The following is a 15,520-nucleotide window of genomic DNA, read 5'->3' as shown; positions in this document are numbered from 1 at the left end:
TCACAACTGAACTACGTTTTGGACGGTACTTTTCGTTTTTTTCGGGTTATGCGGATTCCGCTTTCTTTCCCTTCTCGATACGATGGCCCGCTGCAGGGCGATGAAGGCAAACAAGAGAAAACCGATCACGATTTTCGTCCACCAGGAGCTTAAAGACCCTTGAAACATAATCATCGTTTGAATAACGCCAGCGCTCAAAACACCAAGCATTGGACCCACGAAATAACCAAATCCGCCCGTTAACAAGATGCCTCCAATGACACAAGCCGCAATTGCGTCCATCTCGCCTCCCATTAAATGAAGGCCATAACCGGACAGCATGTAGAAGGTAAACACGATTCCGCTTAATGCCGAGCAAAATCCGCTAAGCGTATACACCGCTAATTTGGTCACATACACAGGAAGACCCATTAATTCCGCAGATTTCTCATTCCCGCCAATTGCATAAACATTTCTGCCAAACGCCGTATATCTTGAAACGTAGACAGCTGCAGCGACGGTGACTAACGCGACAACAACCCCGATGGAGATGGACCCATCCCCTGGCAAAGGAATTCTGAAGTTGGAAATGGCGCTGTAAATGGGATTATCAATCACAATGCTCTCGGGACTGATCAAAAAGCACGTGCCACGTGCCAAGAACATGCCGCCGAGCGTGACAATCCACGGATGAATATGGAAGCGGCAAATCAGATAACCTTGCAATAATCCAAATATGGTGCCTAACAGCAATACGCTTGGCATAACAACGAATGGATGAATGCCCGCTCTTAGCATAACGGCGGAAAGTACACTGACCAAAGCAATCAATGACGCAACGGAAAGATCAATACCGCCTGTTACAATGACAAAAGCAAGGCCCGTCGCAACAATAATCAGAAACGCGTTATCAACGAACAAATTTAAAAAGACTTGCATGGAGAAAAAGCTGTCAAACATCGCGGAGCCTGTTCCATATAACGAAATGAACAATAGAATCGTGGCAAGAATGGTGATGTTGGAGGATGTAATTTTAAGCGGCATTTTCATGAACAAGCACCTTCTTTCCCGGTTTTCTGCTAAACGTACGACCGAACATACTTCTCAATACGTCAGATTGGACTAAGCTGACAAGAATAATAACGACGGCTTTGACAACCATAACTGACTCCGATGGGACGCCTAACGTGTAAATCGTCGTCGTTAAGGTTTGAATGAATAGTGCGCCTAACACGGTGCCGCCTAAGTAGAAACGCCCGCCTCGCATGGAGGTACCGCCGATAACAACGGCCAGGATCGCATCGAGCTCGAACCATAACCCGGCATTGTTAGAATCTGCACCTGTAATGTTGGAGCTGACGATGATGCCGGCAAGGGCTGCACAAAAGCCGCAAATTACATAGACAGACATCATAATACGTGTAGAATTAATGCCGGCAAATTCACTGGAAACGCGGTTGGACCCAACGGATTCCAGGAACAACCCAAACGCCGTTTTCCGTGTAATGACATGTAAAACAACAAAAACAACGACAGCCAAAATAACGGCAAAAGGTAAACCGAGCAAATAGCCTCCTCCTACAAAGCGGTAAGCTTTATCGGAGATCGTAATAATCTTTCCGCCGGAGATCAGCTGTGCGATGCCTCGACCTACGGTTAACAAGATCAGTGTGGCGATCATCGGTTGGATTTTCAACTTCGCTACGAGCAAGCCATTCCAGTACCCGCACAGTACGCCTATTCCCAAACCTGCCAATAAGGCTAAAGCGAACGGAACATGTTTCTGCAATAGAAATGCGGCCAAGGAAGCGGCAATCGCCAGCACGGAACCTACCGAGATATCGATTCCTTCTTTGGCAATAACCAGCGTCATGCCCAGCGCTATGATAAGGATTGGTGTTCCTCTGTTTAAAATATCAATCAAACTTCCAAATAAGTGCCCGTCTTGTATCCGAATGTTGAAAAAACCAGGAGTAAACAGGGCATTAAATAATAAAATTACCGCGATCCCTAGTGAGGGCCAAAACAATTTGGAGCGAATCGCATTATGAAACATGCTCTTTAGCGGCGTCATTTTTATACCCTCCCTCTGCAATTATCTGCATAATTCGTTGTTCACCGATTTCGTTCCCGCTCAACTCACCGATGATCTGGCGATCGCGCAATACCAGAATGCGGTCACAGCAGCCAACCATCTCTTCCCATTCCGATGTGATCATCAAAATGGTCATTCCCTCCGCTGCAAGCGATAAAATTAATTTGCGAATTTCCGCTTTGGAGCCTACGTCAATCCCGCGAGTTGGCTCATCTAAGATAAGGAGCTTCGGTTCTGTCGCTAACCATCTCGCTAATATCGCCTTCTGCTGATTCCCTCCGCTAAGCTGATCAATTCTTTGCTCCATGCTGGAAGCCTTGATGCTAAGCAGCTTCATATAATATTCTGCGATTTCTTGCTGCTTGCGAAGCGATAAATTATGCAAGATTCCGCGTTTGGCTTGCAGCGCAAGCACAATATTTTCCCGAACCGTCAATTCCCCAATAATGCCTTCAACCTTACGTTCTTCCGGACAAAATGCTAAACCGTATTCGATCGCTTTCTTAGGAAACATGGTGCGGATCTTATCATTATCGATTGTCATAGCACCTTCATCCGCCTTATCGATGCCAAAAATCAACTTTGCGATTTCCGTGCGCCCTGATCCAAGCAAACCTGCAAGTCCTAAAACCTCTCCTTTGCGAACCGTTATATCAAATGGCTCCATGGAACCTCGACGTCCTAATTGTTTGGCTGACACCCACACCTCGCCTTTTTTCATTCCGACAATCTTGCTTTGCTGTTCTTCATCCGTCCATTCACGGCCAATCATCTTGGAGATCAGGTTAATTCTCGGCAATTCCTCGGTTAAGTACTCGCCTACCAGCTCGCCGTTTCTCAGCACCGTAATGCGATCGGATACCTCATAGACTTGATCCATGAAGTGAGTAACGAAGACGATCGCCATCCCCTCGTCCTTCAGTTTCCTCATAATTCGGAAAAGTTCCTTGACTTCTTGCTGATCCAAACTGGACGTCGGTTCATCCAGAATAAGCAGCCCGGAAGAAATATCGACCGCTCGTGCAATCGCCACCATCTGCTGAATCGCTACGGAGAACTCGGAAAGCGGCTTCGTTACGTCGAGCTGGATGCTCAATCGCTCCAGAAGTTCCTCCGCCTTATGGTTCAAGGTGTGCCAATCGATGCTTCCTCCGCGCTTACGTGGTTGACGGCCGATGAACAAATTCTCCGAAACGGATAAATTCGGACAGAGATTCACTTCTTGGTAAACCGTACTGATGCCTAAAGCCTGCGCATCCTTTGGAGATTTGATGTGCACTACCTGGCCGTTCAAGGTAACGATGCCTTGGTCCATCTCATGCACACCTGTCAAAACTTTAATCAAGGTGGATTTCCCTGCGCCATTCTGTCCCATCAAAGCATGAATTTCTCCTCTTTTAAGCTGAAAATCCACATTCGTTAAAGCTTTGACACCAGGGAAAAATTTACTAACGCCAGTCATCGTTAATACGGGTTGCTGCTGCATTCCTCTCCACTCCTTTATTCATCTTGGATGAACGAAATCAAGAGCTCCGATTGACTCTTGATTTCGTTTAATTCTCTATTTATCTTAGTACTTACGGTTTGGCAGAGCGTCGATGGCTTTTTGGCCTGTGAACACATCTTCATTGGATTTAATCCATTTCGGAAGCTGTTTTCCTGCTTTCAGGTCTTTTGCCGCTTGGAACAATTGAGGTCCGAGAAGTGGGTTACACTCAACAACCGTATTCAGCTTGCCGGCTTTGACAGCTTCGAAAGCTTCTTTAATACCGTCAATGGATACGATTTTCACGTCTGAACCTGGTTTTTTACCAGCTTCTTCAATCGCTTGAATTGCACCTAGTGCCATGTCGTCGTTATGAGCGTATACGCCTTGAATATCTTTACCTTCAGGGGATTTCAAAATCGCTTCCATCACTTGTTTACCTGTTGCACGGTTGAAATCACCGCTTTGCGATTTCACGATTTTAATGTTCGGGTGTTTTTTCATTTCGTCGTCAAAGCCTTTTTTACGGTCGGTTGCTGCGCTCGCACCAACGGTTCCTTCCAGCTCAACGATATTCCCTTTGTCTCCAAGGTGCTCCGCCATTGCTTTGGCCGCGTTTTGGCCTTCTACGATAAAGTCGGAACCAATGAAGCTTGTGTATAGATCTTCGTTCTTTTTGTCGATGCCACGGTCAACGAGGATAACCGGAATTTTCGCATCCTTCGCTTCTTTCAGAACAGCTTCCCAGCCTGTTTCTACGACAGGAGCCATCGCGATGACATCAACCTTTTGGGCGATAAAAGAGCGAATGGCTTTAATTTGGTTTTCTTGCTTTTGCTGCGCATCAGAGAACTTCAAGTCGATCGTAGGATCAGCTTTCGCTGTGTCTTGGATGGATTGCGTTTCCGCACCGCGCCAGCCGCTCTCCGCACCGATTTGGGAGAAACCAACGGTAACTTTGCCATCTCCTGCTTTAGCTGCTTCTGCCGCCTTTGTAGCTTGAGGCGCTGTTGTAGCGGATGTCGTTTCTGTTGTTTTAGCCCCGCAGCCTGCGACCAATGACATTAATACCGTTGCTGTTACAAGTGCCCCCATGACTCTTTTTCTTTGTACCATTTGTGTTCCTCCTCGAAATAATTATTTACAACCTTAGTGTAATATTTAACCAGGTAAAGGTCTTTACACGTAAAAGTCATTTTTTGCTTTATTCCGTCATACCGGATGAAAACAGCGGAAAAAGGATTCAACTGCCAGGCAGCAGCGGAAGCTGGCGAATTGAACGGAGAGGTGAGGGGCAACAACGGAGCACCACAACGAGCGGACCACAGTTCCCAAGCACGTTGCCTGGCCTCCATCACCCGCTAAACGGAACTACAGGGCGCTATTCCGGCTAAAACAGGCAGATTTAGCGTTGGAGGGGAACTACAGGACCTTATTCGCTCGATGGAGGCAGTACTTCACTCAATAATGGCGAAATAACGGCCCGTAGTTCCCACTGCCGCATCAATTGGCTTTATTTCGCCAAATTAGCGGACCACAGTTCCCCAGCATGTTGCCCAGCCTCCCCTCACCAGCTAAACACAAAAAATCCGGCCAAATGAATGGCCGGACAGTTGTTTATTGCATGATCGCTCTTGCAACAATGACAAGATCTGCGATATCGACTTTGGTATCCATGTTGACGTCTGCTTTCTTCCCTACCGTGTCCCAATCCGCATCGCCTTGCTTCTTGCCATACGCTGCCGCAACGATCGCTAAATCGCCTACGCTAAAGCCTCCCGAATTAAGGTCGGCATTAATTTTCTTCGCTTCAAAAGCAGTAACTGCCTCTGCCAGCATGTTACTGGCCGCAATCAGCTGCTCCTCTGTTGAAGCACCATTGCCTGCAACAAGCGCTGCTTGATCGATGGCTGCTTGCAAGGCCGCTTTGGCGCCTGCCGCATAGTAGCCATCTTGCGCGTCTTCAACGGCTTGATCATGCTTCGTTTGGGCTGAAGCAATCGCTGCCAAGAGAGCTGCTCTATTCCCCGTTGGGTTTGCCGGCTCCTTAAGTTCGAGAATAAGCCTGTCGACCTCGGCAAAGTTCGTCTTTTTAGTCAACTTAATCGTGTTTAATCCTTGATTCAACGTTATCGTTATGGAAGACGGATTGTAACGTCCCCAGCCGAATTGTTTGTAATCAATCACTTGATTAGCGCCATTGTTGACAGAAACATCGTGCTGGGAAATGACAGTGCCTCCCGTTCCGTTAGAAGCCATAACCGTCATGGCATATGTACCCGCTTCTTCTACGTTGACGTTAAATAAGATATAGTCGGTGCCAGCCGTGTCCACATAACCGACCACTTTGCCGCCGGAAGCGTCGTCCGAACTGTTGACTCTTGCATTTCCGCCGAGATCAGCGTCCTCTGCCTCATAGCTGTACAGGGAGACAGACGGCGTGCCGGATGGTTCTTGAACCAATGCGCCATATGCCACCGGTGTTCCAAAGTTTGGCGTACCATCCTGGTTCCAAGTGAATTTTTGCGCGCGAACGGTGCGATTGCCCCAGCTTCCGCCGGATTTAAGATCAGCGTGGTACACGATCCAATCTTCCGTACCATCCGGGGACTTGGTGAAACTGTTATGTCCCGGTCCGAAGGCACCCGGAGCTTTGCTGAACACAGGACCGGACTTCGTCCAAGAAGCAGGATTCAGTACATCACCATCCGTATTCGTCAACATGCCCAGCGTATAATCATCCGTCCAACTGCCGCTTGCCGAATAGACGATAAAAATTTTATCATCTTTCATCAAAACTTCCGGAGCTTCATTAATGCTAGGCGGCGTGCCTTTCAGCTCCCAAGCTTGATCAGGCGTAGACACCCGAACTCTAGGTCCGCTAATTGTCCAAGGATTGCTCATTGGAGCGATATATAAATTTTGACTAACATTGGTGTCGCCTTCCCAACCAGACCATACGAAATACATGGAGTTGTCGCTTTTCGTTAGGACCGTGCCGTCAATAGCCCATTTGTCTGTGGCATCTGCAATCTTTCCTTTCATTGTATAAGTCCCTTGCGCGTCTTGCGAATCGCCTTCAATCACATACATTCGGTGATTATTATTGTTGCCATCATCCGCAGCGAAATAGATGTACCATTTGTCATTCAAATACTGAATTTCAGGCGCCCATAGTTCCTTTGAATACATTTGTCCGGCAGGCGGTGTATAGACCGTTACGCGAGGTTCAATTCCGATATCCTGCAGACGTTTGGCCTTCGCCACCTGAATTGAACCGTCATTCTCCGATTTGACATAATAATAGTAGCCATCCTTAAAGATAACGCTCGGATCTGCCGAACCAGCACCGCTTGAGACAGGTACGATCGGGTTTTTGAACGTACCGCTATCCGTAACCGTCACCACGGCTGAAGCGCTCACGCCTCCCGCTGCCGTAACCGTAATGGTCGCTGTTCCTTTGTTAATCCCTTTCACGTATCCGTTGTTGTCAACTCTCACCGTACCTGTGTGGCTGGAGCTCCACGTCAACTGTTGGCTAGAAGCGTCTTCAGGCGCAATCGTAGCTGTCAGTTTTTTCGTTTCATCGACCTTTACAGTTAACGTTGCCGCATCCAAGGTAACAGACTGCACACTTTTGCCTGAATAAACAGGTGTTAAGGCTTGTTTAATCAAATTCGCGTGCGACCATTTCACATGTAAGCTTGCGTCGCCGGTTGCATGCACATACTCGACCTTAACCGGGTATTGTTGGCCGGCTGTTAAAGTAATCGTTCCGGTTTTTTCTTCTCTTGTACCGCTTGTTTTATTAACGACCAGTGTCTCACCAATCCACACTCTAGCAATGTTGTCGCTATCAACGTAGATCGTATGCGTTCCGGTATTCTCAGGCTGCACAGTCCCCATCCATCTAGTTGAGAAATGGTCTTCGCCAATGCCTACGGTTGGATCGGAAGATCCTGTGCCCTTCTCATCCCCAAGGTCAAAATCAATTTTGGGCGTGATAGAAGATTTGGCTAACGATGTGAATTGATCATCTTTGTAATAGTTCACGTTGAATAAGGGCAGCGTGTCGAAAGCAGCACCTGTCAGCGCCTTAATATCATTGACATCCCAAGGATGTCCATCCGGATACGCAATTCCATGGAAAGGCATCGTCGGCTCCGATGTCATCGGATTCGTATCGGATCCCCAAGGGAACCGTGTGTTATCCCGGCCAATACCGAACTCCCACATAACGTAGCCAATGCCTTTAATCCCATAGTGTTCCACGATGCCCGGAACGGTTTGTGTCGAACGGTTCATGGCTTCATCCGCAAGAATTCCCTTGCTGACCCCGTAAGGAGTTGGGTAATCCGCTTCATAGGGATGCCAAGTAATGAAGTCCGAAGTAACTTCACCGCTAAATTGGCCGGCTGTTGAAGACACCGGGTGCACGGTATCAATTTCTTTGATCCAAATCCGCGCATCGTTCATAATCTGCTTCGTGATTTGGTCCATAAGACCGGTCTCGCCATTGCTTGGTTCATTATAAATGTTCCAGAAAGCAATTCTCGGATCGTTTTTATGCGCTGTTACGATACCTTGTACATACTCCTTCAAATCTTGCTTGTTAGCCTCATAGTTCGCTTTCACCGCATCACCCGGGCCTTCCACCCAACGGCTGTTATGAGCACCGTATCTAGGTGCCAACTGAGGCCCCATGACCGGATAGTCATCCCAACAATCGTCGAACAAGGCAAGCTCGACCTTGATGCCGTGTTTGTCGGCAAGTGCCAAGAAATCTTCCAGATTGGCAAGCAGCTTGGCGCTGTTATCTTTCCACAACAAGTTATGCACGAATACCCGTACAAAGTTGATACCATACATTTGCGCATATCCTAATTCACGATCATTGATATCATGATCGTACTCATTCCATTGTTGAATCTGGTTCACCACATTCGTTGGCACGAAAACCGCGCCTTTTACCCAAGACCAATCATAGGTCGGCAGTTGAACCTCGCCCAAGTCTTTGACAAATAGATTGTCATAGCTGGTCGCAACATAGTGCGCTCTGACACCGATAGCTCCCGTCGTATAGGAGGTATCTACCGCACTTACGATATGCTCACCATCGATATAAATATCGATATGGCTGCCTACTGCCGTCACCTTCATATGGTAGGCTCTATTTTGCTGGATCGGATACAAAATGGAGGCAAGCTCTTTCCAATTGTTGTTGAATTTGCCCAATTGAACGCGGCCATTCGAAGTGATTCCTGCATAATAGCCTTTCAAGTTATCTCCGCCATTGCTTGGGTCTGTAACGCGGAAGATTAAACCTGCATTGTCGTTATTAACGCCGTCTTTCATTGTGATATCAGCTTCGTATTCAAAGTTGCTGAACGAAGTGCCATCCGCTACGGATTTGTAGCCAGGACCTTTATCCGTTACTTGATAGGCCTTCCCGAATACATTCCACGTGCCTTGGTACGTCTTCCAGCCGTTCGCATTATCATCGTTGAAGTCATCCGAGAAAGTACGGCTGACTAGCGTAAATGTAGCGCTTTGCACCGCTGAATCGAGCATCCCGCTTTTGGTCGCATAAGCTTTCACCGTCGTAGTTGCCGTCAAAGTGATAGGTCCACTATAAACAGGCGATGATGCTGTAGGGAAACTGCCATCTAAAGTAAAGTGGATATCGGCACCTGCTGTCGAGCTCGTCAATGTGACGATTTGCGTATTAGGGAACGTGCCCGATGCCGGACTGATGACCGGCGCTGCAACCGGCAGCACAACCGCCGTCAAACGCTGCAAAGAGACATTGTCATAAGTAACCGCTTTATCATCGTTCCAAGCTCTAAGCCCAACGGTACCTGATGCGTACGTTGCATCTGTAAAATCAAATGCAAGTTTATCATTCACATAGATGTAAAAATGCGTCCCAATCCCAATCACTTTCAGATGATTATAGGCATTCGGGTTTACACCGCTCACAACCGTTGACGCGATTTCCGTCCAGGTGCCAGACGCACCCGCTGTGCTCATTTTGCCGACTTGAAGCTTTCCAGCAGCGTTCATACCAGCGTAGTACGCATTAACTTTATCTACGCCGTCAGTTGGCTCCGTCGCTCGGAAAATGACTCCGCTATTATTGGCGATCGCATCCTGCGGATTCACATCCACTTCAAACACAAAATTTTGATAAACCGCATCCACGACTGACTTTGCACCTCTTGGATTCACAGCCATATAGCTGTAAACGCCTTGCGTTACAGACCAGGATGTCGGAGTACCAACTGCCGCACCCATATAATTCGTCCAGCCGTCTGCAGCGCCATCACTGAAATCATCCGCGAAAACTTGCTCGCTCTGCGCAATGATATACGAGGCTGTCACTACATCCGAGACCATTTCCCCTGCTTTTTCAGCATAGGCTTTAAGAATCGTATCCGATGTTATCCCGATAGGCGACGTGTAGATGGGAGAAGTCGCATTCGGCAGCGTGCCATCAAGCGTGTACCGAATCGTCGCCCCGTCCGTCGCCGAGGTAATGGCAACGTGCTGCGCACTGTCGTAAACCCCGGACGTTACGCTGAACTCAGGCGCAAACGTCGCTGAAGTGCTATACGCTTTGGCTTCAAGATTATCGAAGATCGCCCCACCCCACCATGTTCGAAGGCCAATCGAACCGGAGGACGTAATCTGTTTGCCGTCGTTATCGATAAAATCAATCTTAGGGGTATTCATATCTTCAACGAAGATTTGAATGTGATTGCCTACCGCGACGACTTTCATATGACCGCTCGCATAAGGATACGGTACTTTCTGCAATTCCTTATATTCATTGCCACCCGCTCCGGTTACTCTGGAAAGCATAATGGTCTTGTCTACACGCAGAGCTGCGAAGTACCCATTATATCCATCCGGTACGTTACCGGTTGGCGTTGTGACCCGGAACAAAAGCCCTGATTGATCATCGTTGATCCCGGACACTTGAAGATCCGCTTCATAAACCAGATCTTTAAAATTTGTGCTTTCATACACCGTCTTTAAGCCAGGTGCGCCAGTTGATTTATACTGCTTGGCTGCATTGACCGTCCAAGTCCCTCTGTTCCCGGCATCCGCCGACCCATAGGTTGTCCAACCATCTGCATTGCCATCGCTGAAATCCTCTCTAAATACCGGCAATGGATCTCCTGCTGCCGCCGAAACCGAGGCAACGGGCAAATACGTGACTGCCATGCATAAAAGCAGCATATACGCCCATACTTGTCGAATCTGTTTGTGTTGAAAAGCAAATACTCTGTTCAAACCAAATCCTCCCCCTTGAATCACCTATGTAACCATGCTGTGGTTATCTTCATCATGACGGATAAAGCACTTTTTGTATTTAGATTATTTGGTTTTCCTTTATACTTTTCAGACAAGAATCCGATTCGGCGCAAACCATCCATCCTATTAAAAGAAAGACGCTCCGCACAGATCCACCTCGTGATCCGTCCGGAACGTCCCCTCTTACACCTATTGCAGAATTTTTTGCGCCATGATCGCTAAATCTTTAATGTCAATTTGATTATCGTTAAACAAATCAAATTGTTTGTATTTCTCCCAGTCCGCATCCTTGGAAGACTTCCCGTAGGCGGCAGCCAATATGCCTAGATCCGCGATGGAATATTTGCCATCTCCATTCGTATCTCCAGGGCTGGCCGTTAGGACTGAATTCAAGAAGCTGTTCAAAGCTTCACGCAATGCCACAATCGCTTGCTCGACTTCACTTTGTGTCGATGCCGTATTGTCAGCGACGGCTTTGGCTTGACTAATCGCAGACCAGAGAGCAGCCTTCGAGCCAGCAGGATAGTTTCCTGGACTTGAGCCTTCGGTTGCGTTTTGATGCTTATCTTGTGCCTGAGCAATCAGATTGTTCAAGGCTGCTTTGTCAACGACAGTAGCAATTTGCAAGCTGTGCGTAACACTGTCGAGTTGCGTTTCTACGCCGTTGGCATCAGCTATAACGGCTTTCGTTAACGTAATATTCGTGCTGCTCTCTTGTGCAATGGATTTGGCTTTCCACTTCAGCTTCAACAAGTGATCATTGATAGTACCTGCTCCCAAATTGACCATAATGATACGTATCTTACCAGGAGTTTGTAATTGATCTACAACCTTAAATCCTTCCTTCAGCTCATCTACGCCTACATATTCCACTAGATTAGGGTCGTAGCTTATGTTCAAATCCTCGGCGTACACACGCTCAGTAACACTTGTGAATCCTAGCTCCACATCAAACGGTTCACTCGCCTGAACTTCGGCAGGTCCTGTCAAAGTCGCAGAAGCTGGAGTAGATGGTTCGGTTACAGTGGCTTGCAGCGGTCTAACGACAATGTAGTCCAGTTCATAGAAACCGGTGCCTTTCATGAATGTGACCGTGTTGGAGCCCTCGTTCAGCTCGACTTTCACAGGGATCGCCATGAACCTGCCCCAATTTTGAGTGCCTTGGAGCTTGAACGACTGTTCCTTACCGTTTACGAGCATTTTACCCGTCGCAGCCGTAAAATCACTGCCATTGGCAAACCAGACATCAACCGTATAAGTACCGGCTGTTGCGGCCTGGACATCACCAAACTTCACGTAACTATCCACGTAGTCAATTTCACCTACATAGCTTTTACCGGATGCATAGTTGTTGTTTGTATTCACTTTCGCTCTGAACAACTCGGCTTGTTCAGCCTCATATTTGATGGAGGCGACGGCATCCGGATTCTCGGTCACTTCAGGGAAGTAACTGACCCGCAAGTTCTCCGCCCCGTATGGAACCAGCGTAATATTCTCCGTCGGCTCTGTCGAAAGCAGCGGGCCGTTTGGCGGTTCGGAGGCTTCTACGTTGTTGGCCGATTTGCCCCATGCAGGAATTTTCTTCGCTTTGGCAATCAGCTTGACTGGACTAGTCGCCTGGATGAAAGGATTCTCAGGCATTGGCCCCTGCACAACCTCAATAGATTCTTCCGGATGTTCACGGTCAATCAATAACCCATAGTTCCATGGTGTTTTGGAAAGCACGCGGAACTGGCTGAACCCAAGCGCTGTGCTATTAAATCCTGGCACGGCCGCAATCGGATTCGATTGTACTTGCCAATCTTCTTCCACTTGAAGAGAGAACACGAGTGGACCGCGTTCGATCCCGACGGAGTTGTTAACCCACGTCGATGTTTTCAACTTCATCGGCACCGTCAGAACAACATGGTCCCCTGCCGCCCATGTTCTGTCGATCGTCAGGTATTCTCCTGCTTTCACAGCCGGCTGAGCTTGGCCGTTTACCGTAACCGTCGGTTGATCCGCCCATGCAGGGATTCTTAACTTGAGTGGAAAACTTACAGATTCAGATGTGTTCACTTCAAACCCGATCTGATCTTCAAACGGGTAGTTCGTTGTTTCTTCTACCGTTACATTGGCATTCTTAATCTTGGTCGAAACGCGGCTTGGCCCGTAAGCAATAACGCCAAGTCCACCATCCTTCGTAGCTGCCCACATATTTTTCACAAAATACGGCCAACCCATATGCATATTAAAACGGCAGCAAGGGAAACCGGAAGTTGGGGAAGGCATCATCCCGTTATCATAGTTTTGTTTGAAGCCATGATCCGCAATATTGCTCTCAACCTGATTAGGCAATGAATAATACTGATGAAGCTTCAAGTCCTTATCCATCGCACCTGGCAATGAATTGAAGGCAATTTTCTCAAGCGCATCACCAATGTGAGGATCCCCGAGAATCATGGCCGCCTCTTCATTACTTTGCATCCGCTCGGTAATCGCACAGAGCTCTACACCCTGCGTAGACGCAATACCGGCCAACATCTCTGTACCGGATGGCATTCCTGTAATTTGCGTATGCTTGGTCAAATTCTCAACGCCTGCCTGGAACGCATCACGATCCACATTGTCATGTGATCTTTGATAATAAATCGCCGGCATTTTAATCGCTTCATTCACGTTAACCGAATGAGTCGGTTGGAAGTCATTGCCGAAATTCTGGAAACCGTCATTCGTAAACGTATCCGTGATAGGATACCCTTGTCCGGCCAGTGTATCAGCCAACTGCAATAAGAAAGCGTCATCCGTCCGGTTGTACAACCAAAGCACAGTATCAATATTATCGCCTACACGCACCTTGCCCCAGTCTCTGAGTGGTCGAGCAGGTAATTGAGCGGCTTGGTAGTGGAAATAGTTCGTCATGAACGTAAGCACACGAGCATCATTCGTAGCTTCATAGTAGTCCTTCATGACATAGAGCGCGACCATGCGTGGCCACCAATCATCGCTGCTTTTGGGACCAAAGGAACCGTCCGCTTGCTGGCTCGCCAAGATGGCTTCAATCCATTTTTGCGATTTGGCAATTAAGTTCGGATCTTTCAACGTGTAAGCCAGAGGGACTAGTCCTTTCAAATAATACACGGGACGCTCCCAATCAGAATCTGGCGCTGTGCCCCCAAGCCATGCAGCGTTCGTACTGAGTTCTCCGTATAAATCCTCTGCATATCCGGTAGCCCCGTCACGTTGAAGTTCAAGCTGCTTCAGGAGCCAGCCTTTGGCTTCAACCGAACCAAGCGGCAGCGGGATAAATGGCGTTTGCACCAGCGGATCCTTATTCGCTACAGGTGAAGTGAATTCTTTGTCCGGCACCACATATTCACTTGCGATGACATTATCGTAGCTCGCCTGCGCACGGTAACTTCGTAAACCGATTCCGCCTTTTGTATATTTCTGCGGGCTGTCGTCCGTGAAGGTGAGGACGGGTCTTTGGGAATCGTTGACATACACTTTAATGTCATTCTGATACGTGACGACCTTCATGTGATAGTAACGGTTCGAATCGATCGTGTCGAACACTTTAACTTGCTTCAACGGTGTCCAGTTATTGTTCATGCGGCCAAGTGTAACCTTGCCATCACCGCTTAAACCCGCGTAGTAGCCCTTCACATTATCGGCCCCGGGTGTTGCGCTTTGTGTCTTGAAGAGCAGCCCTGCATCTCCTGTACCTGTATCGCTCGGCAGTTTAATATCGCTTTCCAGCGTCATATCCTGGAATTCAGCGTCTTGTGCCAGCATTTTGTAACCGTCACCTTTATTAACCGTAATGGCTCCGGATTGCAATTTCCAGCTTCCATCCACCACATTCCAATGCTCAATCGTTTGTTCAGCCGGCGTATCGAAGTTATCCGATAACAACGTATCGCCTCCCACAGATTTCACTACAATATTGTCGTACGATGGCATTGAATTGTACATTCTAACGCCAACACTACCTTGTGTGTACGTGCTGTCCGTTTGCTGCAAAACTAACACATCATTGACATATACGTTGATTTGACTACCTACTGCAGAAACTTTCAAACGATAATCCGTATTCGGATTAATGGTTACATTGGAACGCTTTAATTCCGTCCAATTGTTGCTCATGCGGCCAAGCATGACCGCTCCTGTTCCGGTCGCGCTAAGTCCAGCATAATAACCACGCACATTATCAGCGCCTGGTGTTGCGCTTACGGTTCGGAATAAAAGGCCAGCGTCTCCATTACGATCAGCCACACGAATATCTGACTCTATCGTAAAGTCGCTCATGTCATCCTTGTTGGAGATCGCTTTATAGCCTTGGCCTTTCGCTACCGACAGCCTGCCAGCATCAATGGACCATGGGCCTTCAATGGCATTCCATGTATCGTTTATCTTCATTTTATCGAAATGATCTGCAAAATAGCCAGGTATTTTTTCCGCTTCCGCTGCTTGCACCGGATAGGGAGATAACATAGTCAAATATAAAGCAAAAATAAGCAATTGGACGATTACCGTTTTTCCTTTTAACACAGGACACCTCTTTTCCTAAAATAAATCAAACCTTACCCCTTGTGGATTTCTGCCACGTCGTTATGTAAATCGTCAGCCGTCAAGCTGTCTCCTCCTTTCCATAAAGTTGAAAG

6 protein-coding genes are annotated in these 15,520 nt (G+C 47.7%); all 6 read right to left on the bottom strand.

Going from position 1 to position 15,520, the window contains the following annotated elements; genetic code table 11:
• Positions 1-1,029, bottom strand: coding sequence for a galactofuranose ABC transporter, permease protein YjfF (gene yjfF, locus ACUN27_RS11680; protein ID WP_127450416.1), 1,029 nt, complete (start codon positions 1,027-1,029; stop codon positions 1-3).
• Complete coding sequence (locus ACUN27_RS11675; protein WP_315952698.1) at positions 1,013-2,053, bottom strand: ABC transporter permease; 1,041 nt, start codon at positions 2,051-2,053, stop codon at positions 1,013-1,015. Before ACUN27_RS11675 ends, yjfF begins: the two co-directional genes overlap by 17 nt.
• Positions 2,025-3,560 carry a sugar ABC transporter ATP-binding protein gene (locus ACUN27_RS11670; RefSeq protein WP_445558948.1) on the bottom strand — a complete coding sequence of 512 codons (1,536 nt, stop codon included), beginning with the start codon at positions 3,558-3,560 and terminating at the stop codon, positions 2,025-2,027. The genes ACUN27_RS11675 and ACUN27_RS11670 overlap by 29 nt, the downstream gene beginning before the upstream one ends.
• Before the next feature lie 84 nt (positions 3,561-3,644).
• Positions 3,645-4,676 (bottom strand): ABC transporter substrate-binding protein, encoded by a 1,032-nt coding sequence (locus tag ACUN27_RS11665; RefSeq protein WP_315952700.1) that lies wholly within the window; start codon positions 4,674-4,676, stop codon positions 3,645-3,647.
• A 501-nt stretch (positions 4,677-5,177) separates the two neighbouring features.
• Positions 5,178-10,856 carry a family 43 glycosylhydrolase gene (locus tag ACUN27_RS11660; protein ID WP_445558947.1) on the bottom strand — a complete coding sequence of 1,893 codons (5,679 nt, stop codon included), beginning with the start codon at positions 10,854-10,856 and terminating at the stop codon, positions 5,178-5,180.
• 210 nt (positions 10,857-11,066) lie between these two features.
• Positions 11,067-15,407: a family 16 glycoside hydrolase gene (locus ACUN27_RS11655; protein ID WP_445558946.1), complete on the bottom strand. Its 4,341-nt coding sequence runs from the start codon at positions 15,405-15,407 to the stop codon at positions 11,067-11,069.
• Positions 15,408-15,520: the final 113 nt, after the last annotated feature.

The organism is Paenibacillus sp. WC2504 (assembly GCF_052682475.1).
Note: the sequence above shows the minus strand (reverse complement) of the source record. Positions and strands in the feature narration are given on the sequence as shown.